Origin of the sequence: Pseudomonas alcaligenes (assembly GCF_014490745.1) — a bacterium.
Lineage (GTDB): Bacteria > Pseudomonadota > Gammaproteobacteria > Pseudomonadales > Pseudomonadaceae > Aquipseudomonas > Aquipseudomonas alcaligenes_C.
On sequence record NZ_LZEU01000001.1, the window covers coordinates 1,371,196 to 1,396,407 of the forward strand.

Annotated in this window: 28 protein-coding genes; 24 read left to right on the top strand and 4 right to left on the bottom strand. The window is 66.6% G+C overall.

Going from position 1 to position 25,212, the window contains the following annotated elements; translation table 11 throughout:
- Positions 1-116: 116 nt before the first annotated feature.
- From fliD to A9179_RS06165, 8 genes are all read left to right on the top strand, one after another.
- Entirely contained in the window at positions 117-1,421 is a 1,305-nt protein-coding gene (fliD, locus tag A9179_RS06130) for a flagellar filament capping protein FliD (protein WP_187804947.1), read from the top strand.
- Complete coding sequence (gene fliS / locus A9179_RS06135) at positions 1,418-1,813, top strand: flagellar export chaperone FliS (RefSeq protein ID WP_187804948.1); 396 nt, start codon at positions 1,418-1,420, stop codon at positions 1,811-1,813. Before fliD ends, fliS begins: the two co-directional genes overlap by 4 nt.
- Positions 1,800-2,120 carry a hypothetical protein gene (locus A9179_RS06140; protein WP_187804949.1) on the top strand — a complete coding sequence of 107 codons (321 nt, stop codon included), beginning with the start codon at positions 1,800-1,802 and terminating at the stop codon, positions 2,118-2,120. The genes fliS and A9179_RS06140 overlap by 14 nt, the downstream gene beginning before the upstream one ends.
- A 2-nt stretch (positions 2,121-2,122) precedes the next feature.
- On the top strand, positions 2,123-3,271 hold the full coding sequence (locus A9179_RS06145; protein ID WP_187804950.1) for a flagellar hook-length control protein FliK: 1,149 nt from the start codon (positions 2,123-2,125) through the stop codon (positions 3,269-3,271).
- A gap of 69 nt (positions 3,272-3,340) precedes the next feature.
- Positions 3,341-3,871, top strand: coding sequence for a flagellar basal body-associated FliL family protein (locus A9179_RS06150; RefSeq protein ID WP_187804951.1), 531 nt, complete (start codon positions 3,341-3,343; stop codon positions 3,869-3,871).
- Between the two features lie 6 nt (positions 3,872-3,877).
- A complete protein-coding gene (locus A9179_RS06155) occupies positions 3,878-4,603 on the top strand; it encodes a FliA/WhiG family RNA polymerase sigma factor (protein WP_187804952.1) in 726 nt (241 codons plus the stop codon).
- 10 nt (positions 4,604-4,613) lie between these two features.
- Entirely contained in the window at positions 4,614-5,489 is an 876-nt protein-coding gene (motA, locus tag A9179_RS06160; RefSeq protein ID WP_187804953.1) for a flagellar motor stator protein MotA, read from the top strand.
- The gene (locus A9179_RS06165) at positions 5,486-6,520 is read left to right on the top strand and encodes an OmpA family protein (protein WP_187804954.1); all 1,035 of its coding nucleotides are present in this window, start codon (positions 5,486-5,488) and stop codon (positions 6,518-6,520) included. Before motA ends, A9179_RS06165 begins: the two co-directional genes overlap by 4 nt.
- 4 nt (positions 6,521-6,524) lie before the next feature.
- Here A9179_RS06165 and A9179_RS06170 read toward each other — a convergent pair whose 3' ends face one another.
- From A9179_RS06170 to flgA, 4 genes are all read right to left on the bottom strand, one after another.
- The gene (locus A9179_RS06170; RefSeq protein ID WP_187804955.1) at positions 6,525-7,007 is read right to left on the bottom strand and encodes a hypothetical protein; all 483 of its coding nucleotides are present in this window, start codon (positions 7,005-7,007) and stop codon (positions 6,525-6,527) included.
- Entirely contained in the window at positions 7,004-7,834 is an 831-nt protein-coding gene (locus A9179_RS06175; protein WP_187804956.1) for a winged helix-turn-helix domain-containing protein, read from the bottom strand. Before A9179_RS06175 ends, A9179_RS06170 begins: the two co-directional genes overlap by 4 nt.
- A 289-nt stretch (positions 7,835-8,123) precedes the next feature.
- Positions 8,124-9,011: a lateral flagellin LafA gene (gene lafA / locus A9179_RS06180; RefSeq protein WP_187804957.1), complete on the bottom strand. Its 888-nt coding sequence runs from the start codon at positions 9,009-9,011 to the stop codon at positions 8,124-8,126.
- A gap of 164 nt (positions 9,012-9,175) precedes the next feature.
- Positions 9,176-9,739 (bottom strand): flagellar basal body P-ring formation chaperone FlgA, encoded by a 564-nt coding sequence (flgA, locus tag A9179_RS06185; RefSeq protein ID WP_262410537.1) that lies wholly within the window; start codon positions 9,737-9,739, stop codon positions 9,176-9,178.
- On the opposite strand from flgA, the gene A9179_RS22935 reads away from it, so the two are divergent.
- The 16 genes from A9179_RS22935 (at position 9,719) to A9179_RS06260 (ending at position 25,087) form a co-directional block, all read left to right on the top strand.
- Positions 9,719-9,964, top strand: coding sequence for a hypothetical protein (locus A9179_RS22935; RefSeq protein ID WP_262410538.1), 246 nt, complete (start codon positions 9,719-9,721; stop codon positions 9,962-9,964). The genes flgA and A9179_RS22935 overlap by 21 nt on opposite strands.
- Before the next feature lie 86 nt (positions 9,965-10,050).
- Positions 10,051-10,416, top strand: coding sequence for a flagellar basal body rod protein FlgB (gene flgB, locus A9179_RS06190; RefSeq protein ID WP_187804959.1), 366 nt, complete (start codon positions 10,051-10,053; stop codon positions 10,414-10,416).
- A gap of 4 nt (positions 10,417-10,420) precedes the next feature.
- Positions 10,421-10,849 carry a flagellar basal body rod protein FlgC gene (flgC, locus tag A9179_RS06195; protein ID WP_187804960.1) on the top strand — a complete coding sequence of 143 codons (429 nt, stop codon included), beginning with the start codon at positions 10,421-10,423 and terminating at the stop codon, positions 10,847-10,849.
- Positions 10,849-11,523 (top strand): flagellar hook capping FlgD N-terminal domain-containing protein, encoded by a 675-nt coding sequence (locus A9179_RS06200; RefSeq protein WP_187804961.1) that lies wholly within the window; start codon positions 10,849-10,851, stop codon positions 11,521-11,523. The genes flgC and A9179_RS06200 overlap by 1 nt, the downstream gene beginning before the upstream one ends.
- Before the next feature lie 27 nt (positions 11,524-11,550).
- The gene (flgE, locus tag A9179_RS06205; protein ID WP_187804962.1) at positions 11,551-12,738 is read left to right on the top strand and encodes a flagellar hook protein FlgE; all 1,188 of its coding nucleotides are present in this window, start codon (positions 11,551-11,553) and stop codon (positions 12,736-12,738) included.
- Between the two features lie 9 nt (positions 12,739-12,747).
- Complete coding sequence (locus tag A9179_RS06210) at positions 12,748-13,473, top strand: flagellar basal body rod protein FlgF (RefSeq protein WP_187804963.1); 726 nt, start codon at positions 12,748-12,750, stop codon at positions 13,471-13,473.
- A 10-nt stretch (positions 13,474-13,483) separates the two neighbouring features.
- A complete protein-coding gene (gene flgG / locus A9179_RS06215; RefSeq protein ID WP_187804964.1) occupies positions 13,484-14,269 on the top strand; it encodes a flagellar basal-body rod protein FlgG in 786 nt (261 codons plus the stop codon).
- Positions 14,270-14,274: 5 nt separating this feature from the next.
- Positions 14,275-14,937, top strand: a complete 663-nt coding sequence (flgH, locus tag A9179_RS06220) for a flagellar basal body L-ring protein FlgH (protein WP_187804965.1) — start codon at positions 14,275-14,277, stop codon at positions 14,935-14,937.
- A 13-nt stretch (positions 14,938-14,950) separates the two neighbouring features.
- Positions 14,951-16,051: a flagellar basal body P-ring protein FlgI gene (locus tag A9179_RS06225; protein ID WP_187804966.1), complete on the top strand. Its 1,101-nt coding sequence runs from the start codon at positions 14,951-14,953 to the stop codon at positions 16,049-16,051.
- Between the two features lie 3 nt (positions 16,052-16,054).
- Positions 16,055-17,197: a lytic transglycosylase domain-containing protein gene (locus A9179_RS06230; RefSeq protein WP_187804967.1), complete on the top strand. Its 1,143-nt coding sequence runs from the start codon at positions 16,055-16,057 to the stop codon at positions 17,195-17,197.
- Positions 17,194-18,558 (top strand): flagellar hook-associated protein FlgK, encoded by a 1,365-nt coding sequence (gene flgK, locus A9179_RS06235; RefSeq protein WP_187804968.1) that lies wholly within the window; start codon positions 17,194-17,196, stop codon positions 18,556-18,558. Before A9179_RS06230 ends, flgK begins: the two co-directional genes overlap by 4 nt.
- Before the next feature lie 39 nt (positions 18,559-18,597).
- Positions 18,598-19,512, top strand: coding sequence for a flagellar hook-associated protein FlgL (gene flgL, locus A9179_RS06240; protein ID WP_187804969.1), 915 nt, complete (start codon positions 18,598-18,600; stop codon positions 19,510-19,512).
- A 9-nt stretch (positions 19,513-19,521) separates the two neighbouring features.
- Positions 19,522-20,565, top strand: coding sequence for a hypothetical protein (locus A9179_RS06245; protein ID WP_187804970.1), 1,044 nt, complete (start codon positions 19,522-19,524; stop codon positions 20,563-20,565).
- A 99-nt stretch (positions 20,566-20,664) separates the two neighbouring features.
- Positions 20,665-23,097, top strand: coding sequence for a pyrroloquinoline quinone biosynthesis protein PqqF (gene pqqF / locus A9179_RS06250; RefSeq protein WP_187804971.1), 2,433 nt, complete (start codon positions 20,665-20,667; stop codon positions 23,095-23,097).
- Between the two features lie 315 nt (positions 23,098-23,412).
- Positions 23,413-24,615 (top strand): porin, encoded by a 1,203-nt coding sequence (locus A9179_RS06255; protein ID WP_187804972.1) that lies wholly within the window; start codon positions 23,413-23,415, stop codon positions 24,613-24,615.
- A 70-nt stretch (positions 24,616-24,685) separates the two neighbouring features.
- Positions 24,686-25,087, top strand: coding sequence for a hypothetical protein (locus A9179_RS06260; protein WP_187804973.1), 402 nt, complete (start codon positions 24,686-24,688; stop codon positions 25,085-25,087).
- Positions 25,088-25,212: the final 125 nt, after the last annotated feature.

A 25,212-nucleotide genomic window follows, 5' to 3' on the forward strand; every position in this document is an offset into this window, starting at 1 on the left:
CCAGCGCCGCTGGCGGAAGTTTTTCTTCTCCATTGCTCGATGCTATTTCCATGTAAATCAATGGCTTATGGCGTTGGCACCGATATTGCTCAATACAGCGCAAAGAGGTATTCGACATGGCAATTGATTCCGACTACGTCCAGCAGATGGCCACGCAACTGGCCCAGTACGACATCCAGGCCGCTCAGGCTCGGGCGACGCGCAGCCAGACGAAATACAACACCGAGTTGAAAGCGGTCAGCGATCTGAAGTCGGCATTGAGCACCTTCACCTCGGCGGTCAAGGGGCTCAAGAGCACCACCGGCAAGACCGACAGCATGCTGATCAACAGCGCCACGTTCAGCAGCGAGGGCTATGCCACCGCCAGTGTCGGCGCCAGTGCGGTCAGCGGCAGTTACGATTTCTTCGTCAAGCAGCTGGCCAGCAAGGATCAGATGGCGCTGCAGGGCCTTACCGACGCCGACCTGGGCAGCGGCAGCCTGACCATCGGCCAGGGCAGCGACTCGTTCAGCATCGACATGAGCAGCATTACCAGCCTCGACGGCCTGGCCAAGGCGATCAATGACGCCACGGACAACAGCGGGGTCAAGGCCACCCTGGTGCGCAGCAACGGCCAGGTCAACCTGGTACTGACCAGCGAGGAAACCGGCGCCGACCAGGCGATCAGCATCGGCAGCACCAACAGCACCGTGCAGACCGCCATCGACGGGCGCAAGCAGCTGTCCAGCGCCAAGGACGCCATCGTCTACCTGGGCGGCCAGAGCGGGGTCGAGCTGACCAACAGCAGCAACACCTTCGACGATGCCATCGCCGGCGTCAGCCTGACCTTCACCAAGGTCACCGGCCCCGACGACGAGCTGCTGACCCTGGATGTCGGTCAGGACACCAGCGCGACCAAGGACAAACTGCAGAAGTTCATCGATGCCTTCAACACCCTGATGACCAGCATCGGCTCGCTGACCAGCAGCGGCAGCGACACCACTGCGCGTGGCGTGCTGGCCGGCGATGCCGGGGTGATGGCGATCAAGTCGGTGGTCAACAACCTGATACGCACCGAGTTCGGCGGCACCTCGCTGATCAACTTCGGCGTCAGTGCCAGCAGCAGCGGCAAGCTGACCCTCGACACCACGGCGTTCGAGAAGGCCATCGGCAATGACCCGGATGGCTTCGAAACGCTGTTCACCGGCAAGGGCAACCTGATCGACAGCCTGGACAGCTCGCTGAAGATCTACACCAGTGCCAGCACCGGCATGCTCACCACGCGGGTCAATAGCCTCAACGAGCGCCTGAGCAAGATCAACGAAGACTTCGAGACCCTGCAGCTGCGCTACGACAGCTCCTACAGCCGCTACCTCAAGCAGTACACCAACCTCATGCAGGTCATGACCTCCATGGAACAAACCACCGGCCTGTTCGTATGAATCCCTACAACCTGAATGACGGTTTTGACAGCTACCGCTCGGTCGACCTGGAGGCCAAGGCGGCTTCTTCCTCGCCCTACCAGCTGGTGCTGATGCTGTTCGACGGCCTGCTCGACGAGCTGGCCCGCGCCCGCGGCCACATCGAGGGCAAGCGCTACCAGCAGAAGGGCCGTTCCCTGGAGAAGTGCCTGAACATCCTCAACGGCCTCAGCAGCGCTCTCGATTACGAGGGTGGCGGCGAGGTGGTGCAGGGCCTGGCGCGGCTCTACGACTACTGCATCTACCGCATCTCCGAGGTCAGCGTGAGCCTGTCGCTCGCCGACCTGGACGAAGTGGTACGCCTGCTCGGTGTGCTGCGCGAGGGCTGGGAGGGCGTCAGTGCCGCCCGTTGATGAAGACTGCCGGCAACTGCTCGAGCTGTATCGCCAGCTCGAGCAGGTGTTCGGACGCAAGGATTGGGCGGCGCTGGCCAGCACCGACCTGGCGATCCGTCGGCAACTGCAGGCACTGGTCGGGCGCGGGCAACTGAGCCCGGAAGCCAGCTCGGTGCGTCAGCGCCTGCAGCAGCTACATGCCCAGGCCTATGCGGCCTGTGCCGATGAATGTGAACGACTGCGGCGTCTGCTGCTGTCGCACCTGGATTACGCCGAAGGGCGCTCGGCCTACCTGCAGGTCGATTCACTGCGCAGCAGGAGCTGAACGTGTTGCAACTGATGACGAGCCCGGCCCAGCCGGCCGCGGCCCAGGCCGCTGACGCACTGCCGATGCCGAACCCGGCCGGCCAGGCCAACCAGGATGGTGCGCTAGCGCCTGCCCAGGCCTTTGCCGTGCTGGCCGAGATTCCGGCCGAGCCGGCGGTGGACGCAGCGCCGCTGCTACCGGCGCTCTTGGCCGAGGGCGCTGTGCTGCCCGCGGAGCTGGTGGACGCCGCGCAGCCGGCCGAGCGCGTGCCAGCGGATGCGGCGCTCGAGCAGCCGCCCGGCGCGCAGCAGGAGCTGACGGCCGAACAGTGGCTGCTGAGCATGCTCGGTCAGCAGCAGATCCAGGTCGCCGCCCGTGAGAGCGCGGCACCGACGAACCCTGGCGCGGTGGCCAGCATGCGTCTGCCGGCCGAGGGCGGCCTCAGTCGCCAGACGCAGGTAGCCGCGCCGGCGGCGGATGCGGCGAGCCAGCAGCCGGCCACTCAGCTGCCGCCGGCTACCACCAAACACGCCGGGGACGAGGCACTGGCCGCATTGCTGGCCCGACTGCCGGCCCAGGCCGGCGAGGCGCCAGCCGCCGCGCCGGCGACTGGCGATGCCGCCAGTGCCGCGCTCGGCAGCAGCCTGCTGAGCCAGGCCACGCTGGCCAGTCCGGCGCAGGTCGGCGAGCCGGTTGGCAACGCGGCGGCGCCGAGCCACCTCAATCAGCAGCTCAAGCTGGAGTCGCCGCAGGCCAAGTGGGGCGAGCAGATGCTCGGCGCCCTGCGCGACAACGTCGAGCTGCAGCTGCAGCAGAAGGTGCAGAGCGCCACCATTCGCCTCGATCCGCCGGAGCTGGGCAGCCTGGAGATTCTCCTCAGCCACGAGTCAGGCCGCCTCAACGTGCAGATCGCCGCCGGCAACGGCGACGTCGCCCGCCTGCTGCAGCAGACCAGCGAGCGCCTGCGCCAGGAACTGGTGGGGCAGAACTTCCTGCAGGTCAACGTGCAGGTGTCCGCCGACAGCCAGTCCGGCCAGTCCGGGCAGCAGCAGGCGCGCACTCGCTGGCAGGCCGAGGAGCCGGTGCTGGCGGCTGCGCCGCAGGCCGCCGAGCCGGCTGCTACGGCGCGCACGGAACGGGCAGGCCGCGACGTGCTGGTCACGGTGTAAGGCCATTCATCAACGGCGTCCGCCACGGGCGGGGGCGATTTTTCAGCAGATCTGGACAGCGAGTTTCTTATGGCAATGCCGCGGGTCATTCTTCTCATGCTCTTCCTCAACATGGCCGTGGTGCTGGGTGGGGTAGTGACCAACTACCTGCTGCTCAAGCCGCTGCTGCATGGCGGCCCGGCACCGGCTGCGGCCGCTCCGGCGGCTCCGGGTGGCGAGGCGCAGGCGGGTACCGATGGCGCCATCGCCGAGGTGGCGGCGGGGGCGGAGGGCGCCGAGGAACCGGGCGAGTACACCTTTTTCCCGGTGCAGAAGGTCATCGTCAGCCTGCGCGGCGAGCAGGGCGAGCACTACTTCGTGCTTGACCTGGTGCTGCAGGCCGAGGCCGAGGCCGACAAGAAGAAGCTCGAGCAGGCCGACCCGATGGTGCGCAGTTCGGCGGTGGCCTATCTGTCGTCGCTGAAGTTCGAGGAGCTGCGCGCCCTGCCGATTCCCGAGTTGCAGGGGCGCCTGGAGACGGCCCTGCTGGCCGACTTCGCCGGGCGCAAGGTGCTGGCGCCGTTCCAGCACGTGCTGGTCAGCAAGATGCTGGTGCAGTAAGCCGCCATGCATGCCGTCGACTACGACTATGCCGCGAGTGCCGCGCCGCGTGCCCTGTTCGCACCGGGTGCCGAGCAGCGCTGGGTGCGCCAGTACCTGCCGCTGGTCAAGCGCATCGTCAGTCAGCTGTCGCTGCAGGCCAGCCAGGTGCTGGATTGCGAGGACATGGAGCAGATCGGCCTGATGGGCCTGCTCGAATGCCTGCGCCGCTACGGCGAACCGGATGAGCAGTTCGGTCGCTTCGCTGCCCTGCGCATCCGCGGCGCCATTCTCGACGAGCTGCGCCGCCAGGACTGGCGTCCGCGTCAGTTGCGCCAGCAGGTGCACAAGGTGCGCGACAGCATCCGCAGCCTGAGCCGCCAGCTCGGCCGCGCGCCGCTGGAAGAGGAAATCCTCGCCCATACCGGGCTGGAGGCGAAGGACTACCAGGAGTTTCTCTGGGCCGATTCCTCGGAGGCCATCGAGAGCCTCGACGAGCTGTTGCAGAACGGCCATGAAAGTTTTCCCGAGGCCGGCGACGGCCTGGAAGAGCGGCTGATCAAGGAGCGCCTGCTGGAGCAGGCGCTGAGTCAGTTGAACGAGCGCGAGCGGTTGATCCTCACGCTGTATTACCAGCACGAGCTGAGCCTCAAGGAGATCGCCCTGGTGCTGGATCTGACCGATGCGCGGGTGTGCCAGCTGAGCAAGCAGGCGCTGACCAAGGCCTGCCGTTTTTTAACCGATAAAACCTAGTTGTGATGCCATGCAGAAACTAATCGGAGCGTTGATCATTGTCGCCTGTGTGCTGGGCGGCTACACCATGGCCCACGGCGAGCTGGCGATGCTCTGGCAGCCGGCCGAGATGCTGATCATCCTGGGGGCCGGCATCGGCACCCTGGTGGTGGCCAACCCCAGGGAGGTGCTGCACGAGATGTGCGTGCAGCTCAAGGGCGTGTTCGTCTACAAGCGCCGCGGCGAGGAGTTCCAGCGCCAGTTGCTGATGATGCTCTACGAGCTGCTGGAGATGGTCGATGCCGGTGGCCTCAAGGTGCTCGACGAGCATATCGAGAACCCGGAGCAGAGCGAGCTGTTCGCCAAGTACCCGCTGATCCTTCAGGAAAACAACCTGATGGCCTTCGTCGCCGACAACTTCCGCCTGATGGCCATGGGCAAGATCAGCGCCCATGAGCTGGAAGGTTTCCTCGAGCAGGAACTAGAGGCCATGGAGCACGCCCTGCTGCAGCCGGCGCGCTCGCTGCACAAGGTAGGTGAGGCGATGCCGGGCTTCGGTATCCTTGCCGCGATCATGGGTATCGTCATCACCATGGGCAACATCGGCGGCTCGGTGGCCGAAGTCGGCGCCCATGTGGCGGCGGCCCTGGTCGGTACCTTCCTCGGCATCTTCTGCTGCTACTGCCTGATGGATCCGCTGTCCAACGCCATGACCCAGCGGATCAAGACCGAGCTGTCGGCCCTCGAATGCGTACGCACCACTCTGGTCGCCCATGTGGCCGGCAAGCCCACCCTGCTGGCGGTGGACGCCGGGCGCAAGCTGATCGAGCAGGACGTCAAACCGGCCTTCAAACTGCTGGAAACCTGGGTGACCCAGTACGAAGAAGAGCGGGACGCGGCAGCATGAGCATGAGGGGCAAGGCGGCCAGCAAGGATCGCGAGATCATCATCAAGCGGCGCCGCAAGGGTGGTCATGAAGAGGCCCACGGCGGAGCCTGGAAGGTAGCGTTCGCCGACTTCACCATGGCCATGATGGCGCTGTTCATGGTGCTGTGGATCGTCCAGCCGCAGAGTCACATGGAGAACCCGGCGTCCGGAGAGCTGCAGAGCAACCCGCTGGTCGACGGCGGTGCCGGGGTGTTCGACGGCTCCAGCAAGAATCCCATCGAGCTGGACGGCCTGCCCATGCCGGTGCGCCCGCAGCTCCTGGCCCAGGGCGCCGGCAGCGAGCACGAGGCCGTGCCGGCCAAGCCCGCCGCAGCCCAGGCCGATCCTGCGCAAGCAGAGGCCGGCAAGGACGAGCAGGAACCGCGGCACTACCGCTCGAATGCCGACCTGGAAGAGCTGGCGGCGCTGATCCGCCAGGTCTCCGGCAAGGTCGATGCGCTGGCCAATATCGAGGTGAACGTGGTGCCCCAGGGCCTGCGCATCCTGATCAAGGATGACCAGCAGCGCTTCATGTTCGAGCGCGGCAGCGCCAACCTCGATCCGCATTTCAAGACCCTGCTGGGGGCGCTGGCCGGGGTGCTGGCCAAGGTCGACAACAAGCTGATTCTCAGTGGTCACACCGATGCTGCGCAGTACCGCGGCAAGGCCGGCTACAACAACTGGAACCTGTCTGGCGACCGCGCCCTGCGTGCGCGCAACGTGCTGGTGGACACCGGCCTGCCAGCGGCCAATGTGCTGCAGGTGACCGCCCAGGCCGATGGCATGCCGCTGCGCCCGGACGACCCACTGAACGGCGCCAACCGGCGCATCGAGGTGCTGCTGCTGACCGACAGCGCGGAGAGCCTGTACCGCCAGCTGTTCGGCGAGGGTTATGCCCAGGTGCAGTATTCGCAGCAGGGTGCCACCTTCGTGGCCGGCTCCAGCGCGGCGCCGGCCCAGCCGGTGGCACCCGCCGAGCCCGCTGCCGCCGCGCCGGCGGCCAAGCTCTGAGGCCTTACAGGCGCGGCGTGCTGGCGTTGCTCGGGCAGTACACCTGGCGGGTTTCCACGGCCAGGTAGCAGTGGCCGATCGGCCGCAGATTGAGGGTGGAGTTCTGCTCGCTGGCGTACAGCAGGTTGAACAGCAGGTCGTTGTCCAGGCTGCTGGACTTCTCCAGCTCGGTCACTTCACCTTTTTCCACCCGCAGGCGCAGGCGGTCGAAGAAGCCTGATTCGACGCTGCCCGAGGTACGCAGGATGGTCTGCCCCTGGCGGGTCATGGCGTAGAAGTGGCCATCCTTGATCAGCAGGCTGTGGATGACTTCCAGCACCGTGCCATCGCTCTGCACCACGTTGCCGGCCGACTGGTAGCGGCCATTGAACTCGCTGCTGGACTGGAAGTTCAGCCACAGGCTGGCCAGGGCGGCGAGCAGGCCGGCCAGCAGCAGCGAGCCGCCGAGCAGCCAGCGGCAGGCGCCCTTGGCGAACAGGCGCTTCATTGCACGCAACTCCGTAGCTGGCTATCGCTGAGGGTGGACAGCTGCGACTCGTGGATCATCATCCAGCGCGTCCTGCCGTCGGCCCGCTCGCAAAGCATCTCGTAGAACCCGGACATCTTGCCCAGGCGAAAACGCGTGGGCTGGGTGCTGAGCGCAGCCAGGCGCTGCGCCAGTTCGGCGGTTTCCACCTGCAGGGCCTGCACGCCGACGCGACTGGGGTTGGCATAGACAAAATGCTGGCTGCCGATTTCGTGCTCCTCGACCTGCACTTCGGTCTGGAACAGCGAGTAGTAGATATAGCCGGCGGTGATCAGGGCCAGAGCGCCGAGGGCCAGGGCGAGCAGCAGCAGGCGCTGGCCATGACGTGGCGCGGCGGGCAGTTGCAGGCTGGCGACGACGGCTGTGGCGGCTGCCTCGGGGGAGAAGTTGGCGGCGCCGGCCGGTTCGGCCGGCACCTGGCTGACCAGGAATTTGGGGTTGAGCATGTAGCCGCGGCGCGGCAGGGTCTGGATGATCTCGCGCTTCTTTTCGTCGCCGAGCAATTGCCGCAGGGTGTAGATCTGCTGGTTGAGACTGCCTTGGCCCACCACCCGGTCGCTCCAGGCGTGGGCCAGCAGCTCGTCGCGCGGCACCACTTCCCCGGGAAAACGCAGCAGGCGCTCGAGCAGGCGGCTGCCGGAATAGCCCAGGTCGACCTTTTCCGCATGGTTCTCGCGCTGCAGTACCAGTTGGTACAGCGCGGGGTCGAAGAGCGCATGGCAGTCGTCCGCCCGCCCGGTCTTGATCACCAGGGCCGGGCTGGGCTCGTGCGTCGCGAGTCGCGGCATGAAAAGGCTCTTTGTAGTGGGATTGTGTCGAACATGGCACGCCATGTGGGACGTTAGTTTCAAAAAGGCGACATTTTGGCGTCAGCAAAATGTTGCTGCAAGTAGTGTTTCCCTATTCGATGCGTTCACAGCTTGGGTAATTGGCTAATTGCGCGCACGCCGATTTTTCGCTAGGCACAGCCTAACGAGCAGCGTCAGAGATAGGTAAAGCACAACGACAGAAACCCCGCACGAGGGCGGGGCTTCTGTATCGTCTTGCTGACAAGGCGGGCCGAGGCCCGCGGCGTGATCAGCCCAGCAGGGACATGACCATGCCCGGCATCTGGCCGGCTTGTTTCAGCATGGAGATGCCGGACTGCAGCAGCATGCTGTTCTTGGTCATGGTGGCGGACTCGGAAGCGAAGTCGGCATCCATGATGGTGCCGCGGGCCACGTCGGTGTTGTCCTTCATGTTGGCCAGGTTGTTGGCGGTGTGGTTCAGGCGGTTGATGCTGGCACCGAACTGGGCGCGCAGCTCGCCGACGGCGTCCAGAGCGTCCTTGACCAGGTCGATGGTGGCGTTGGCGGCACCGGTGATCTCGGTACCGGCGGTGGCGGCGCTACCAGCGGTGTAGACGGTTGACATGCCGTCCAGAGCGTCAGTCAGGGTCTGTACCGAGTCGGTACCGGCAGCGGTCAGATCCAGGGTCATGGTTTCGGCAGCGGTGGCGCCGATCTGGAAGTCAACGGCAGCGGCGAATTTACCGGCGCTGTTGTCCTTGCTGAACAGGGCTTCGCCAGCGTAGCTGGTGTTGTCCATGACGTTGGCCAGTTCTTCGCCCAGCTGGTCGTATTCGGCCTGCAGGGAGTCCAGGTCGTCGGCGCTGTTGGTGCCGTTGGCGCCCTGGGTGGCCAGGTCTTTCATGCGCTGCAGGATGTCGGTCATTTCGCTGAAGGCGCCTTCTGCGGTCTGCAGCAGGGCAACGGCGTCGTTGGTGTTGCGCATGGCAACGCCCATGCCGCGGGACTGAGCGTTCAGACGGGTAGCGATCTGCAGACCGGCGGCGTCGTCGGCGGCGCTGTTGACGCGGTAGCCGGTGCCCAGGCGCTGCTGGTTGGTGGACAGTGCGCTGTTGGTCTTGGTCAGGTTGGTTTGGGTGACCAGAGCGGAGTAGTTGGTGTGGATCGACAGAGCCATGGTGGTAATCCTTCGTGCAAGTGGGCTTGTGTGAAGCTGGCTTTGATCGCCTGCTGAAGGAGTAAGGCGACAAGCCGTGCACGGGGATTAAATGGATTTCGATAAATTCTTGGCGTCTGTGCTTTGACCGGCTCTAACGCGGGCCTGGCGACCCGCGCAGCGGCTCACTGGAAGGTGCTGCTGACCACGCCTTCTTCTATCACCTTGGCATCGATGACCTTCTCGCTGCCGAGGTTGCGCACGCGAATCACATCACCCAGCTGACCATTGCTCAGGGCCTCGCCGCTGGCGCTGGCCTGGATGCCGTCCTGGCTGGCGCGGATGGTCACGCGCTGGCCGCGTTTGACCAGCAGGGCACTGCTCAACAGGTTGGGGCTGAGCAACTGGCCGGCGCGGATGCGGCGCTTGGCGCTCATCCCGGCCACCTGGTCGGGGCGGGTGAAGAAACCGCGCGGCGCCTTGGCGATATTCAGTGGCTGCAGCTTGAGGTCGGCGGCGCTGATGGTCTGGCCGCGTTCGAGGATGCCGCTGGCATGCACGGCCGGCAGGAACACCGTGGCCTGGCTGTACACCGTCAGCTGCCAGCCCGGCGCCTGGGCGCAACGCACCAGGAAACGCTGGCGCGCCAGGGGCGAGGGATCGTCGCCCTGGCGCTCGACCTGCAGGGCCTGAGGGCAGGCCGCGGCTGGCAGGTTGCCGACCAGTTCATGGCTGATCTGCTGCTGCATGCCCTGCCAACCTTCGCGCTGCGCCTGCTCGTCGAGCAGTTGCTGCAGTGCCGCGCCGGCGGCCTGTTCGATCTGCTCGCGGGGCGTCTCGGCGGCCAGCACGGCATTGCCGAGCAGGAGCAGGAAGAGGGCGGAAGCAGCCTTTCCGCATGCCCGCGCGGGGCACCCGGAAAGCGGAAGAGACGCTCCTTTCCGGTTTTTGTGATTCTTGAAATTTATCAATGAAATCAAATACATATTTTTAAATTCAAGGTCGGCATGGTTTGTGCTCAAGAGCCTGTCTGCAACGATTTGCCGAGAGGTGAGATGTCATGAGTATACGGGTAGAGGAAGCGCTGGGCGTTCACGTGCGCGCCCTCGATCTGCGCATGCAGCGCAGTGAAATTCTCGCCGCCAACCTGGCCAACGAGGATACCCCCGGCTTCCAGGCGCGGGATATCGACTTCGCCGGCGAGATGCAGCGCCTGGACAGCGATGCGGCCCTGCAGATCGCCAGTGCCGACGATGGCGCGGCGCTGAAGTACCGCCTGCCCGGCCAGCCGGCCCAGGACGGCAACACCGTCGAGCTGAGCGTCGAGCAGGCCGAGTTCTCGCGCAACTCGATGGATTTCCAGACCGGCCTGACCTTTATCGGCATGCAGTTCCGCGGCCTCAAGCAAGCCATCGAAGGACGTTAAGCACATGGCATTCGATTCCATCTATCGCATCGCCGGTTCGGCGATGAACGCGCAGACCGTGCGCCTCAACACCGTGGCCAGCAACCTGGCCAACGCCGACTCGGCCGCTGCCAGCGCCGAAGACGTGTACCAGGCGCGCAAGCCGCTGTTCGCCGCGGTGTACGAGAACGGCGAGCTGAGCCGCAACGCCGGCATGGGCGGTGCCCATGTGCAGGTGCTCGACGTGGTCGCTTCCGGCAACGATCCACAGCGCCGTTACGAGCCGGCCAACCCGCTGGCCGATCGCGACGGCTACGTGTTCTACCCGGACGTCAACGAGATCGAGGAAATGACCGACATGATGTCGGCCTCGCGCAGCTTCGAGACCAACGTCGAAGTGCTCAACCGGGTGAAAAGCATGCAGCAGGGTCTGCTCAAGCTGGGAGAAGGCTGATGGCCAGCGTCAACGCAACCGGTACCAGCGGCAGCAGCCTGAGCAACGACAACGCCCTGCCGACGCAGGCGGTCAACCTCGGCGAAGTGTCCGAACTGGAGAACAACTTCATCAGCCTGATGGTGGCCGAGATCCAGTACCAGGATCCGACCAACCCGGTCGACAGCACCCAGTTCATCAACCAGTACTCGCAGCTGTCGCAGGTGCAGAGCCTGGAGAACCTCAACACCATCCAGAAGAACAACCTGGTGCTGGCGGACAACCTGCAGAACCTCACCGCCGCCGGCCTGGTCGGCCAGCAGGTGATGGTCGCGACCGACCGCGTGGAGCTGGACGGGCAGACCCTGAATGGCCAGGTCAACCTGGAGCACGCCTCGTCCACCACCACCCTGCAGCTCACCGATGCCAGCGGCAAGGTCAGCGAAATCCAGCTCGGCCCGCAGCCGAGTGGCCTGCTCAGTTTCAGCGTCGATCCGGCCGCCCTGGGCCTGGCCAAGGGCAGCTACCAGCTGGCGGTGAAGACCAGCAGCGGCGAGACCCCGCAGGTGGAAGTCAGCGGCACGGTCGGCAACGTGCGGGTCAGCAGCGATGGCCCGGTGCTGGATATCGCAGGCATCGGTGCGGTGCCGTTCTACAACCTGGTCGAGTTCGGCGCCACCAGCCGTTCCGCCTGATCCCATTCGTTCCGGAGACCTCAGTCCATGAGTTTCAACATTGCCCTGACCGGCCTGAATGCCGTCAGCGAACAACTCGACACCGTCAGCCACAACATCGCCAACGTCGGCACCGTCGGCTTCAAGTCCTCGCGCACCGAGTTCGGCAGCGTCTACGCCGACAGCCAGGCGATGGGCGTGGAAGTGCTCGGCAACACCCAGAGCATCAGCCTCGGCGGCTCGCTGACTTCGACCAGCCGCAGCCTCGACCTGGCCATCTCCGGTGGCGGCTTCTTCGTGGTCAAGAACACCACCGGCGAGCAGCAGTACACCCGCGCCGGGGTGTTCGGCACCGACACCAGCAACTACGTGGTCAACAGCTCCGGCCAGCGCCTGCAGGGCTACCCGACCGACGCCAATGGCAACCTGCAGACCGGCACCATCAGCGACCTGCAGCTGAAGACCGGCAGCCTGCCGGCCAAGGCCACCGACAGCCTGAGCTTCGTCGCCAACCTGGATGCCGACGAGACGGTGCCGGCCGCCGCCTTCGATCCGACCGACGCCAGCACCTACAACTCCACCTACACCACCAAGGTCTACGACTCCCAGGGCAAGGAACACACCCTGACCCAGTACTTCGTCAAGACCGCCGACAACGCCTGGACCAGCCGCAACTACGTCGATGGCACGGCATCCGGCAACACCAACCTGACCTTCGACTCGGCCGGCATGCTGGTCACCCCGGCGGCGCCGGTCACGGTCAACGCCGCCGGTCTGCCGGGCGGGGTTAACCCGCTGGCGATCGCTGTCGACTTCAGCGGCACCACCCAGTACGGCTCCGACTTCGCCGTCACCACCAACAAGGCTTCCGGCTACGCCTCCGGCGAGCAGACCGGCCTGGCGGTGGACGAGGGCGGGATGATCTACGTCAACTACAGCAATGGCGAGCGCCTGCTGCAGGGCCAGGTGGTGCTGGCCAACTTCGCCAACGCCGAAGGCCTGAAGAACGTCAGCGGCACCGCCTGGACCGAGACCAGCGGCTCCGGTGCGCCGCTGATCGGCGCCCCCGGTGTCGGCCAGTTCGGCGCGGTGATCACCGGCGCCCTGGAAAGCTCCAACGTCGACCTGACCGCGCAGCTGGTCACCCTTATGGAAGGCCAGCGCAACTACCAGGCCAACACCAAGGTGCTGACCACCGACAAGGAACTCAACCAAGTGCTGTTCAGCGCAATCTGAGGCTGACCCATGGATCGTCTGGGCTACACCGCGATGACCGCCGCCAGCCGCACCATGAGTGCCCTGGGCGTGCGCGCCAACAACCTGGCCAACGTCAACACCCCGGGCTTTCGCGCCGACATGGAGCGAGCCAAGGAAGTCGACGTGCAGGGCTTCGGCTATGACAGCCGGCACCTGGCCGTGCCGGAAGGCAGCGGGGTCAACCTGACCCCCGGCACCCTGATGGCCACCGGCCGCGACCTCGACTTCGCCATCCGCGGCCAGGGCCTGATCGCCCTGCAGGATGGCAACGGCGAGGCCTATACCCGTCAGGGCAACATGCTCATCGATGGCGAAGGACGGCTGACCATCGGCGGCCGCCAGGTGCTCGGCGAGGGCGGCCCGATCGTTCTGCCGGAGTACGACAGCGTGACCATCGGCAACGATGGCACGGTGTCCATCGTGCCGCGCGGCGACTTCGTCAGCGCCGAGGTCGATCGCATCAAGCTGGTCGATGCCGGCGCCAGCGAGCTGCTGAAGAACCAGGCCGGCCTGCTGGTGCGCAAGGACGGCCAGCCGGCCCAGCCCAGCGAGGACGTGCGCCTGGTCAGCGGTCATCTGGAGAGCAGCAACGTCTCGGCCATCGACCAGCTGACCGCGACCATGAGCCTGAACCGTCTGTTCGAGACCCAGGTAAAGATGATGAAGGCCGCCGAGGATCTGTCCGAGGCCGGCAACCGCATGATTCGCGGTTAAGGAGAGCAGCATGAGTTCCGCCCTTTGGGTCAGTAAGACCGGCCTGGCCGCCCAGGACACCGCCCTGTCCACCGTTGCCAACAACCTGGCCAACGTCAACACCACCGGTTTCAAGAGCGACCGCGCGGTGTTCGAGGATCTGTTCTATTCCATCGACCTGCAGCCCGGTGCCCAGGCCGACGAGGTCAACACCGTGCCTTCGGGCATCCAGCTCGGCAGCGGTGTGCGGGTGGTCGGCACGCAGAAGGTGTTCACCGAAGGCAGTATGCAGACCACCGGCCAGCCGCTGGATCTGGCCATCGTCGGCCGCGGCTTCCTCCAGGTCGAGGCGCCCAACGGCGACACCTACTACACCGAGAACGGCCAGCTGCAGCTGAATGCCGAAGGCATGGTGGTCAACAGCCAGGGTCTGCCGCTGGTGCCGGCCATCGAAGTGCCGACCGGCAGCAGCAGCTTCACCGTCGGCAGCGACGGCATCGTCACCGCCATCCTGCCGGGCGACACCACGCCCAGCGAGCTGGGCCAGATCACCCTGGTCAACTTCACCAACCCGGCCGGCCTCGAGGCCCTCGGCGGCAACCTGTACAAGGAAACCGTGGCCAGCGGCGAGCCGGTGGAAGGCGTGCCGGGCGAGGAAGGCCTGGGCACCCTCAAGCAGGGCGTGCTGGAAGGCTCCAACGTGCAGGTGGTCGAGGCCATGGTCAACATGATTGCCATCCAGCGTGCCTACGAGGCCAATGCCAAGGTGCTGGACGCCGCGTCCGGCATGCAGCAGTTCCTCAACCAGACCGTCTGATCGCCATGAAAGCTTCCCTGATCCTGTGCGGCGCACTGCTGCTGAGCGGCTGCGCCAGCTTCAACGAAATGCTCCCGGACGAAGACTCCAGCGCCTACCAGCCGCTGGATCTGGACTACAGCCTGCCGCCGACCACCGGCGGCGGCCTGTACCGCTCCGGCTACGGCGGCTCGCTGATCCAGGATCAGCGCGCCCTGCGCGTCGGCGACATCCTCACCGTGGTGCTGGAGGAGGAGACCCAGTCGAGCAAGAGCGCCGGTACCAGCTTCGGCAAGGAATCCAGCCTGGCGGTGGGCATTCCCACCGTGCTCGGCCACGACTACGACCAGCTGGAAAGCTCGGCCGAGGCTTCGCGCGATTTCGACGGCTCGGCCAAGAGCTCGCAGCAAAACTCCCTGCGCGGCTCGATCGCCGTCACCGTGCACCGCGTGCTGCCCAACGGCGCCTTGCTGGTCAAGGGCGAGAAGTCCCTGCGCCTGAACCAGGGCGAAGAGTTCATTCGCCTCACCGGCCTGGTGCGGGTCGACGACATCAACCGCTTCAACCAGGTGTCTTCGCAGAATATCGCCAACGCGCGCATCTCCTACGCCGGCCGCGGCGTGCTCAACGACAGCAACTCGGCCGGCTGGCTGACGCGCTTCTTCACCAGCCCCATCTTTCCGCTCTGAGGCGACGCCGTTCATGCGCCCGATCTATTTCTTCCTCACCTCGCTGCTGCTGTGCTGGCCGCTGGCGGCGCGCGCCGTGCCGCTGCTCGACCTGGCGGACGTCGAGGGCATCCGTGGCAACCAGCTGATCGGCTACGGCCTGGTGGTCGGCCTGGACGGCACTGGCGACAAGAACCAGGTGAAGTTCACCAGCCAGTCGGTGGCCAACATGATCAAGCAGTTCGGCGTGAACCTGCCGGCCAACGTCGACCCCAAGCTGAAGAACGTCGCCGCGGTGATGGTCACCGCCGAGGTGCCGCCGTCCTACAGCCCGGGGCAGACGGTGGACATCACCGTCGCCTCGCTGGGCGATGCCAAGAGCCTGCGTGGCGGCCAGCTGCTGATGACCCCGCTGCGTGGCGTCGACGGCGAGACCTACGCCCTGGCCCAGGGCAACCTGGTAGTCGGCGGCCTCAACGCCACTGGCCAGAGCGGTTCCAGCGTGGCGATCAACAGCGCCAACGGCGGCCGCATCCCCAATGGCGCGACCGTCGAGCGGATGATCCCCAGCGACTTCGCGACCCGCCCGGACATCATGCTCAACCTGCGTCAGCCGAGCTTCCAGACCGCGGCCAAGGTGGTCACCGCCCTCGAGCGGGTATTCGGCCCCGGCGTGGCCCAGGCCCTCGACGGCACCAAGGTCAGCGTGCGCGCACCGCAGGCGAGCAACCAGCGCACCAGTTTCATGGCCCTGCTGGAAACCGTGGAGGTGGAGGAGGGCCGCGAGCGTCCGCGCGTGGTGTTCAACAGCCGCACCGGCACCGTGGTGGTCGGCCAGGGCGTACGGGTGAAGGCCGCGGCCGTGGCCCACGGCACCCTCACCGTGACCATCAGCGAGAACCCCCAGGTCAGCCAGCCGAATGCCTTTTCCCAGGGCCAGACGGCGGTGGTGCCGAAGTCCGACGTGGAAGTCAGCCAGGACAAGAACGCCATGTTCAAGTGGCCGGACGGTGCCAGCCTGGAAAGCATCATCAACACGGTCAACAGCCTGGGCGCCACCCCGGACGATGTGATGAGCATCCTCCAGGCGCTGGAACAGGCCGGCGCCCTGAATGCCGAACTGATAGTGATCTGAGCCATGAGCATCGTTTCCCTCACGCCGGCGATCAATGCCGCGCGTACCCAGCAGGCTCAGGGCGGCGACCCGCGCGAGCAGCTGCAGGCCGCCTCCGAGCAGTTCGAGGCGTTGTTCCTGCAGCAGATCCTCAAGCAGATGCGCAAGGCTGGCGACGTGCTGTCGGCCGGCAACCCGATGCGCAGCCGCGAGCTGGACACCATGCGCGACTTCTATGACGAAGCCCTGGCCGAGCACCTGGCCACCAGCAAGCAGACCGGCATCGCCAACCTGCTGGTCAAGCAGCTGTCCACCGCCGGCGCCGATCCCGAGCAGCTCGCCGCGGCCACCGAGGCGGCCCGCTCGGCCCCTCTGGCGCGCAGCTCGATCAGCGCCCGCCAGCCGCTGGCCAGTACCTGGCAGCGCAGCGTCGAGGTGGTCAGCCAGGCCTGGCAGCGCGGCAGCGAGGCGCTCGGGCAACTGGTCGACAGCCTGATCCAGCACGAGTCGTCCGGCGATATCGCCGCCGTCTCGGCCAAGGGCGCCCGCGGCCTGATGCAGCTGATGCCGGACACCGCGCGGGAGATGGCGGCCAAGCTCGGCCTGGAGTTCGACGAGCAGCGCTTGACCCGCGACGGCGCCTACAACAAGCAGCTCGGCGTGGCCTACCTGAACGAGATGCTGGAGCGCTACGACGGCCACCAGGCGCTGGCCGTGGCGGCCTACAACGCCGGCCCGGGCAAGGTCGACGAGTGGCTGCAGAGCAACGGCGATCCGCGCAGCGGGCAGATCGGCACCGAGGCCTGGGTGCAGCGGATTCCCTATGAGGAAACCCGCAACTACACCCGCAGCATCCTCCAGGATCTGCGCCGCGACGCGGCGGTCGGCACCCCGGCGCCGGCGGTGCAACCGCTGCGCCTGCCGGCAGGCATCGAAGCCCGCGAGGAGCGCCTGCGCGCCGGCGAGCTGCTGGGGCTGGCGGCCAGTCGCCGCCCCGACCTGGGCGAGCCGACAGCGCGCGCCGGCGAGCAAGGATTTAAGCCGCAGGCCGATTCCGTCGCCTATCTGCAGAGAACGGCGGATTCGGCGCCGACGCTGCAGCATCAGTCGCGTTCCGCAGCCTTCGCCCAGCCGATCCGCATAGAGCCTAAAGGGAGCCTGTCGTGACCAATTTGACCCAGATCGCCTACAGCGGCGTGCGTGCCTCGCAGATCGCCCTGTCGGTTACCGGGCAGAACACCGCCAACGTCAATACTCCCGGTTTCAGCCGCCTGAGCACGGTGATGAGCTCCGTCTCCGGGCAGGGCAGCCGCAGCGGTGGTGGGGTCGAGGTGACCAGCATCCGGCGCATCTCCGACGACTTCCTCAACCAGCAGTTGTGGCGCGCCAGCACCTCGCAGAACTACTACAGCACCTCGCAGCAGTACCTGACGGCGCTGGAGGAGCTGATGGCCGGCGACGGTTCGAGCATCAGCAACGGCCTGGACAACTTCTTCGCCGCCCTCAGCGAGGCCAGCGCCACCCCGGATTCGGTGGCCCTGCGCCAGCAAATCATCGGCGAGGCCGGCAACCTGGCCCAGCGCTTCAACACCCTGGGCAGCAACATCTATACCCAGCTGCGTTCGCTGCAGGAGCAGCGCAGCGCAATGGTCAGCGAGATCAACGGCCTGACCAGCAACATCGCCCTGCTGAACAAGAAGATCGTCGCCACCGAGGCCGCCGGCGCCGACACCTCGGCCCTGCAGGATCAGCGCGAGAGCCTGGTTACCCAGCTCAGCAAGTTCGCCAGCATCCGCACCAACAGCGCCGCCGACGGCTCGCTGTCGGTGTCCCTGGCCAACGGTCAGCCGCTGGTGGCGACCGCCTCGGCGGCGCAGCTGAGTGTCAGCCTGACCGCCACCGGCGAGCAGGAGATCGGCCTGTCGTTCGCCGGCACCACCTTCTCCCTCAGCCAGGACAACCTCGGCGGCTCCCTCGGCGCGCTGTACGACACCGAGTACCAGGTGCTGCGTCCCAACCAGGACGCCTTGAGCGAAATGGCCGAGCAGCTGGCGCAGATGGTCAACGACACCCTGGCCACCGGCTATGACCTGAACGGCAACCCCGGCCAGCCCCTGCTGCTGTTCAGCCCCGGCAGCAGCGCCAACATGCTCAGCCTCAGCGGCCTGCAGCCCAGCGAGCTGGCGCTGTCCGACACTGCCGGCGAGACCGGCAACAACGGCACCCTGCTCGAGCTGCTGGAGCTGCGCAACCAGAGCATCACCGTTAGCGGCAACCTGGTCAGCGTCAACGACGCCTATGCCGGGCTGATCGGCCAGGTGGCCAGCGTCAGCCGGCAGAACGATGCCGACCTGACCACCGCCACCACCGTGGCCAGCCAGGCCCAGGCCCAGCGCGACAGCGTCAGCGCGGTGAACCTGGACGAGGAGGCGGTCAACCTGATGACCTACCAGCAGGCCTACCAGGCCAACATGAAGGTCATCAGCACCGCCAAGGATCTGTTCGACACCATGCTCGCGGCCTTCTGAACCGCGCCCCTGGTCTAACCCCCTTTACCGAGAACAGCCATGCGCATCAGCAACTCCCAGACCACCTCCGTCATGCTCAGCTCGATGAACCGCAACTCGTCCGAGCTGGCCGAGCTGATGCAGCAGATGTCGAGCAGCGAGCGCATTCTCAAGCCCTCGGATGACCCGATCGCCAGCGTGCGCCTGCTACGCATCCAGCGTGCCGAGGCGAGCCTGACCCAGTACGGCAAGAACATCACCAACGTCTCCGGCAACCTGTCGATCCAGGAAGCCAACCTGCAATCGAGCTCCGACACCATGCTGGAGGTGCGCGACCTGCTGCTGTGGGCGGCCAACGGCGCGAACGCTGCCGCGGATCTGAGCGCCATGGCCGGCGAGCTGTCGAGCCTGGAAGGCACCCTGCTGAGCTACCTCAATGTGCGCGACGAGGAGGGCCGCTACCTGTTCTCCGGCACCCTCACTGACCGCCCGGCGGTGGTCTACGACAGCGTCACCGGCACCTACAGCGCCAATGGCAACGACAAGACCCGCCAGGCGGCGGTGGCCAACGGCGTGCTGGTCGAGGAGAACGTCGCGGTCAGCGCCATCTTCGGTTCCAGCATGGACTTCCTCAATGAGCTGCACGGCGTGGTCGCCCTGCTGCAGGATCCGGCCCTGGATCCGACCGATCCGGCGACCAAGCAGCAGATCCGCGATGCCATCGACCTGCTCGACAGCACCCACGGCAGCGTGCTCGGCAGCATCACCGAACTCGGTGGCCGGCAGAACACCCTGACCCTGCTCAACACCAGCAACCAGGATGTCTCGCTGGTCAACCAGCAGATCGAGGGCGAGCTGTCGGAACTGGACTATGCCGGTGCCAGCATCGACCTGAACAACTACCAGCTGGCGATTCAGGCGACGCAGAAGACCTACCTGAAGATCAATGACCTGTCCCTGTTCGATCTCCTCTAAGGACGCGCCATGAAGGTTGAGAAGCCGCTCTCGGCGATTGCCGCCCTCGATCCCCAGGAACGCCGCCAGGCGGTACTGCGCGACGCGCCGGTGCCGCGTGCGCGCCAGGCCGAGAGCAGCCAGAACGAGGTGCCGCAGGGCGAGCGCACGCGCAGCAAGGGTGCCGGTTTCAATCTGCAGCTCAACCAGCAGTTGTCGTCCATGCAGTCGGCGCAGAGCTACCTGGACGACCTCAGCGGGCGCCTGCGTCAGCTCAAGCTCAGCCTCAGCCGCGAGCTGACCACGGCCCAGTCCGGCGGCGACAAGGAAGCCCTGCAGCAGGCCATGCAGCAGGTCAACCAGCTGCTCGAACAGCGCAGCCAGCGTTCGGCCAACACCCTCGACGCCAACCTCAAGCTGCGCCTCAACGAACCGGTGCGCAGCCGCTTCAGCCTGCAGGGCCTGGAGTCGCTGCAGAACGTTCAGGAATCCGGGCGCGAGACCCTGCTGTTCAGCGCCGGGCGGCAGTCGTCCGAGCCGATTGCGGTGGTGCTCGATGACAACCTGAGCCCCGAACAGGTGCTCCGCCGCTTCAACGCCGGACTCGGCCAGCTCGGCATTCGCGCCGAGCTGGAGCAGGGCGGGGCGCTGAAGTTCTCCGCCCGCGAGAGCGACTGGCAGGAACTCAAGGGCCAGCTGAGCGTGCAGGGCGAGGACAAGCTGTTCACCAAGACCGCCAGCCAGCGGGTGCAGAGCACGGAGGAGCAACTGCTGAGCTTCCCCGCCGAACTGAATGCCGAGACCTACCGCGAGCTGCGGCGCATGCTCGACTCGGTGGTGGCGGCGCTGGACAAGGTCGGCGCGGTGCGCGACCAGCTCAACCACCGCCAGCAGGAAATCCGCGAGTTCCTCGCCCGCCAGGCCGACAGCGACGAGCGCCAGTGGGCGGCGGACTATGCCAATTCGGTGTTCAATCTGATGAACCGCGCGCCGTCCAGCTACTCGGCGGTGACCCAGACCGTGGTGGCGCAGGCCAACATCAGCCGTTTTGCCGTGGTCAGCCTGTTGTCATAGGGCGGCTGGCCACGCGTTTTATTCACCCGGTTCTAAAGAACTATTGCGTCAGTCCGGGGGCGCGCCGATGCTCGGGGTGAGCTAGCCCGGCCTGCGCCCATGCACCCAACATCCCCGCTCTGTCCGCCGTCCCTGTCGGTGCCCCTGTGGCACCGGCAGGCCAACGGCTGCCTGGTCGGCGCCGTGCAGCAGCCCGGTGCGGCGCGGGCCGCGCTGATCGTCGAGGTGGCGGCTGGCAGTCACGACGAGCCGCCGGCCTGGCCGGGGCTGGCGCACTTGCTCGAGCACCTGCTGTTTCTCGGTGGCGCCGGCTACCTGGCAGAGCAGCGCCTGCTGCCCTTCGTCCAGGCCTGCGCCGGGCGGGTCAACGCCAGCACTCGGGCGCGCCACAGCGAATATCACTGCGAAGTGCCGGCGGCCCTGCTCGAGGAAGCCGGCCTGCGTTTGCTGGATATGATGGTTCGGCCGCGCCTGGCGGCAGACGAGCTGGTCGGCGAGAGCCAGGTGCTCGAGGCCGAATACCAGGCGCGGGCTGCCGACCCCCAGCAGCAGGGCCTCAGCGCCCTGCTTGCGGGCCTGGCCGATAGCCACCCATGCCGGGCCTTTGTCGCCGGCAACGCGGCCAGCCTGGCGCCCCGGCCGGCGGAGCTGCAGCAGGCGTTGAGCGACTTTCACCGGCGCTTCTACCGGGCTGGTGCCTGCCGTCTGCTGCTGGTCGGCCCGCAGGGCGCGGCGGATCTGCTGGCGCTGGGAGAGCGTCTGGCGCAGCAGCTGGACGGAGCGGCGGCCCCCGCATGCGAGGCTGTGCCGGCCCTGTTGCCGCTGCGCGCGGCGCATTGGCAGCTGGGCCAGTCCGGCGGGCCGCCGCGGATCTGGCTGGGGCTGGTGTTCGAGAAGCGGGATGCGGACTTGCGTGCGCACCTGCAGCTGCTGGGCGAACGCCTGGCCAGCGCGCTGCCTGGCGGCCTGCTGCATGGCTTGCGCCAGGCCGGGCTGGCCGATGAGCTGCGGGTGCTGCCGGCCTACCAGCATGCCGGGCAGGCGCTGCTGGCCCTGGAGCTGTTGCCGGGCGTGAGCGGTGCGCAGCGCTGTGCCCGGGTGCGTGGCGCCGTGCTGGACTGGCTGCGCCAGGGCGCCGCCGCAGAGTCCTGGAGCGCCTGGCTGAGCGCTCGCGCCCAGGCCTTGCCCTGGCGCCTGGCCAGCCTGGCGCCGCTGGAGCTGGGGCGCTTCTGGCTGACCGAAGAGAGGGGGGCGTTGGCGCCCGATGCGGCGGGCATGGCTGCACTGCTGCAAGGCTTCACCCCGCAACAGTTGCTCAGCGTGCAGGCCGAGACCGGCCTGCAGCTGGATTCGAGCGAGGCCTGCGGTTTCCACCTGCCGCTGCAGGCGGCGACCCTGGCTGAACAGACCGGCGCGCTGCCGCTGCTGCCCTGTGGCGGCAATCCGCTGCTGGCGCCGGTCAGCTTCAACGCCGTGGCGCCCGCGCCGGCGCTGCAGCAGGTGAGCTGTGCAGGCACGCAGGCGGTGCTGCTGCTGCGCTGGCAGTTCCGCGCTGCGGCGCCAGGACTGGCGGCCCAATTGCTGCTGCGCGAGACCCAGGAGGCGGCCCGCGAGCTCGGCCTGCAGCTGGCCGGTCAGCCTTGCGCCACGGCCTGGCAACTGCGCATCCAGGGCGCCGCGGCGCTGTTGCCGCAGGCCCTGCAGCAGTCCCTGCAGAGCCTGCGCGCCAGCGTGCCGGCAGCCGAACTGGCGCGCCTGCAGACGCAACAGGCGCTGCGCACGGCGGGCGAGATGCCGATCCGTCGCCTGCTGCAGTGGCTGCCGCAGATATTGCTGGCGGATGCGGCGGACACTGGTGCGTTACCGGCGGACTGGGATACGGCACGCTGGCAGGGTCTGCTGGTGGGGCCGCAGTCGATCGGCCCGGCCTTGCCGGCGCTGCCAGGAGTGCCTGAACCCGGTACGCCGCGTGCGCTGCTTGCCAGCGGCCGCCACTGGCACCAGTTGCCGGCCACGGCGGGCGACTCGGCGCTGCTGCTGTTCTGCCCACTGCCGAGCCCCCAGGTGGCGGACGAGGCCTGCTGGCGCCTGCTCGGGCGCCTGCTGGCGCCGGCCTTTCACCAGCGCCTGCGGGTCGAGCTGCAGCTGGGCTACGGGCTGTTCTGCGGTTACCACGAAGTCGATGGGCAGGGCGGGTTGCTGTTCGCCGTGCAATCGGCCAAAGCGGTACCTGCGGAGCTGCTGGCGCAGATCGAGGCGTTTCTCGCCTCCCAGTGCGTGCGCCTGGCACTGTTGTCGCTGGATCAGCTGCACAGTGTTAGCCGGCAGCTGCAGCAGGATCTGCAGGCCCAGGGCGCCGTCGAGTTGGCGGCGCTGCTCTGGCCGCACTGCCTGGCCGGCCACGGCCCGGCACGCCTGGCCGCCTTGTGCGCGGCACTGCCGGCACTGACAGCGACAGCCCTGGCTGAGGCCCTCGCGGCCCTGATCCAGGAGCAGTCGCCCTGGCTGCTGCTGGCCTGCCCAACGATCTGAGCTGCTGTTGCGGCGGCTCATTGCACCCCGCGCCTTGACCCTTCTCCCTCCCTACGCTGCGCCCCGGCGGGCCCGCGGTCGGGCACTTTGCGTCTGCCGCTCTACGACTTCGGTGCTGCCCCTGTCTGGAGGTCTTACGACCGAGGCCTTGGCCGTTCCGGCCGGGTGGGAGCGGGTCGCAATGCGCGCGCCCCCGCGACCCTGCCAAAGCACGAGATAACCGCGGCCATGGCAGCCTGTGGCCGCTGCCGGGCGCTTTCGATAATCGCCTCCGCCACGACTCACAGAAGTCGTCCCCACACTGCGGAGAGCGATATGAACAACAACAAGACAGCCCCAACCCGATTCCTGCCCCTGGCGTTGGGTGCCGCCGTTGCCCTGGGCCTGGCCCAGCAGGCAGCCGCCGATATCATGCTGTACGACAAGGACGACACCACCTTCTCCACCGACGGCTATATCAACGCCTTCTACGTCAACAGCGACGTGGATCGTGACGACGATGTCTTCGATCGTCGCCAGTCGCGGGTGAAGATGGGCTTCCTGCCCAACTGGATCGGCTTCAACTTCGGCAAGCAGGTCGACGACCTCAAGCTGGGCGGGCGCTCCTCGTTCTGGGTAACCATCAACGATGGCGAGCAGAACGGCACCGACACCGCCATCGACGTGCGCCAGTTCTACGGCACCGTGGCCAACCCTGAGTGGGGTGAAGTGCTGATCGGCAAGGACTTCGGCCTGTTCTCGCGCTCCAACATCTTCCTCGACGAGCTGCTCGCCGGCTTCGGCAACTCCAGCGACACCCTCGGCCTGGTGGATGGCAGTGGCGTGTCCTTCGGCAACATCGGCACCGGCTACCCCTATCCGTTCCCCACCTCGCAGATCACCTACCGCAACAACAATCTGGTGGAAGGGCTGCGGGTGGCGGTTGGCATCATGGATCCGATCGACTCCAACCAGATCGACCAGGACGCCAGCGACGGTCTGGACGACAAGGCCTACCAGGACAACCCGCGCTACGAGTCGGAAGTCAGCTATCAGTTCGATGTCGGCGACGCCAAGATCTACTCCTGGGTCAACGGTGGCTACCAGACCTCGGAAAACACCAACGACGAGGTCGACAGCGTTACCTCCAAGGGCCTCGGCTACGGCGTGCAGGCCAAGCTCGGCGGCCTCTCGCTGACCGGCTCCGGCTTCCAGGCCAAGGGCATCAACCCGTTCTTCACCAACAACGCCGGCGAGGCGGTGCTGCGCGAGATCGACAGCGACGGCTACCTGCTGCAGGGCTCCTACACCTTCGGCAAGAACCGCGTGGCGCTGTCCTACGGCAAGACCGAGGACGACGGCAACGGCCTGGGTACCGCCGCCGACTACGAGACCCGCGGCATCGCCTATTTCCGCACCATCAACGACAACCTCAAGCTGGTCGCCGAGTACAACCAGTACGAGATCGACGCCAGCGAGGGCAGCGGGCTGAACGAAGACACCGACACCTTCGCCGTGGGTGCGGTGCTCAACTGGTAAGCGCCAGACCAGCATTGTGATGTTCCGTTTGGGAGGACTCGATCCTCCCTTTTTTGTCGGGAGACAACCCATGCTTGGACTCTGGAGTGCCTACAGCCAGACCTTTCTGTTCTGGCTGTGCCTGGGCACCACGCTGGTCTTCGCCCTGCCGATCTTCTGCTGGCCGCTGCACTGGGCCCGCCTGATGGGCTGGACGATTCCGCAACACACCCACCTGGCGATCTACTTCGGACGCTGTCTGGGAGCCTTCATTCTGATCGTGGAAGCGCTGATGCTGCGCGCGGCGCTGACGGGGGAAGCCATGAATGTCGTGTTCGAGATGCTGGCGGCGGTAGCCGTGCTGATGATCGCGGTGCACCTGTATGGCGCCATCCGCCGTATCCAGCCGCTCAGCGAGACGCTGGAGATAGGTTTCTACAGCGGCATGCTGGTGCTGGTTCTGCTGTGCTGGCCGCTGGCGACGCACATCTGAGTGGTGAGGTAGGGGGCGTACCGGCCGGCGCCGCTACTTTCGGACGAGGCGCCTCGCTACCCAAGTAGCATGGGGGCGGGTGCCCGGCCTTTCTAGAATGACCCCGTCGACAATAGGTGTATGGG

Coding starts and splice junctions, on each gene's coding strand:
- A9179_RS06210 (WP_187804963.1), top strand. CDS start 12,748: ATGGATCGTCTGGGCTACACCGCGATGACCGCCGCCAGCCGCACCATG.
- motA (WP_187804953.1), top strand. CDS start 4,614: ATGCAGAAACTAATCGGAGCGTTGATCATTGTCGCCTGTGTGCTGGGC.
- flgA (WP_262410537.1), bottom strand. CDS start 9,739: ATGCAGCAGCAGATCAGCCATGAACTGGTCGGCAACCTGCCAGCCGCG.
- A9179_RS22935 (WP_262410538.1), top strand. CDS start 9,719: ATGGCTGATCTGCTGCTGCATGCCCTGCCAACCTTCGCGCTGCGCCTG.
- A9179_RS06255 (WP_187804972.1), top strand. CDS start 23,413: ATGAACAACAACAAGACAGCCCCAACCCGATTCCTGCCCCTGGCGTTG.
- flgG (WP_187804964.1), top strand. CDS start 13,484: ATGAGTTCCGCCCTTTGGGTCAGTAAGACCGGCCTGGCCGCCCAGGAC.
- A9179_RS06260 (WP_187804973.1), top strand. CDS start 24,686: ATGCTTGGACTCTGGAGTGCCTACAGCCAGACCTTTCTGTTCTGGCTG.
- A9179_RS06165 (WP_187804954.1), top strand. CDS start 5,486: ATGAGCATGAGGGGCAAGGCGGCCAGCAAGGATCGCGAGATCATCATC.
- A9179_RS06225 (WP_187804966.1), top strand. CDS start 14,951: ATGCGCCCGATCTATTTCTTCCTCACCTCGCTGCTGCTGTGCTGGCCG.
- flgL (WP_187804969.1), top strand. CDS start 18,598: ATGCGCATCAGCAACTCCCAGACCACCTCCGTCATGCTCAGCTCGATG.
- flgB (WP_187804959.1), top strand. CDS start 10,051: ATGAGTATACGGGTAGAGGAAGCGCTGGGCGTTCACGTGCGCGCCCTC.
- A9179_RS06230 (WP_187804967.1), top strand. CDS start 16,055: ATGAGCATCGTTTCCCTCACGCCGGCGATCAATGCCGCGCGTACCCAG.
- A9179_RS06175 (WP_187804956.1), bottom strand. CDS start 7,834: ATGCCGCGACTCGCGACGCACGAGCCCAGCCCGGCCCTGGTGATCAAG.
- fliD (WP_187804947.1), top strand. CDS start 117: ATGGCAATTGATTCCGACTACGTCCAGCAGATGGCCACGCAACTGGCC.
- A9179_RS06150 (WP_187804951.1), top strand. CDS start 3,341: ATGGCAATGCCGCGGGTCATTCTTCTCATGCTCTTCCTCAACATGGCC.
- A9179_RS06155 (WP_187804952.1), top strand. CDS start 3,878: ATGCATGCCGTCGACTACGACTATGCCGCGAGTGCCGCGCCGCGTGCC.
- flgC (WP_187804960.1), top strand. CDS start 10,421: ATGGCATTCGATTCCATCTATCGCATCGCCGGTTCGGCGATGAACGCG.
- flgH (WP_187804965.1), top strand. CDS start 14,275: ATGAAAGCTTCCCTGATCCTGTGCGGCGCACTGCTGCTGAGCGGCTGC.
- fliS (WP_187804948.1), top strand. CDS start 1,418: ATGAATCCCTACAACCTGAATGACGGTTTTGACAGCTACCGCTCGGTC.
- flgE (WP_187804962.1), top strand. CDS start 11,551: ATGAGTTTCAACATTGCCCTGACCGGCCTGAATGCCGTCAGCGAACAA.
- A9179_RS06245 (WP_187804970.1), top strand. CDS start 19,522: ATGAAGGTTGAGAAGCCGCTCTCGGCGATTGCCGCCCTCGATCCCCAG.
- pqqF (WP_187804971.1), top strand. CDS start 20,665: ATGCACCCAACATCCCCGCTCTGTCCGCCGTCCCTGTCGGTGCCCCTG.
- lafA (WP_187804957.1), bottom strand. CDS start 9,011: ATGGCTCTGTCGATCCACACCAACTACTCCGCTCTGGTCACCCAAACC.
- A9179_RS06170 (WP_187804955.1), bottom strand. CDS start 7,007: ATGAAGCGCCTGTTCGCCAAGGGCGCCTGCCGCTGGCTGCTCGGCGGC.
- A9179_RS06200 (WP_187804961.1), top strand. CDS start 10,849: ATGGCCAGCGTCAACGCAACCGGTACCAGCGGCAGCAGCCTGAGCAAC.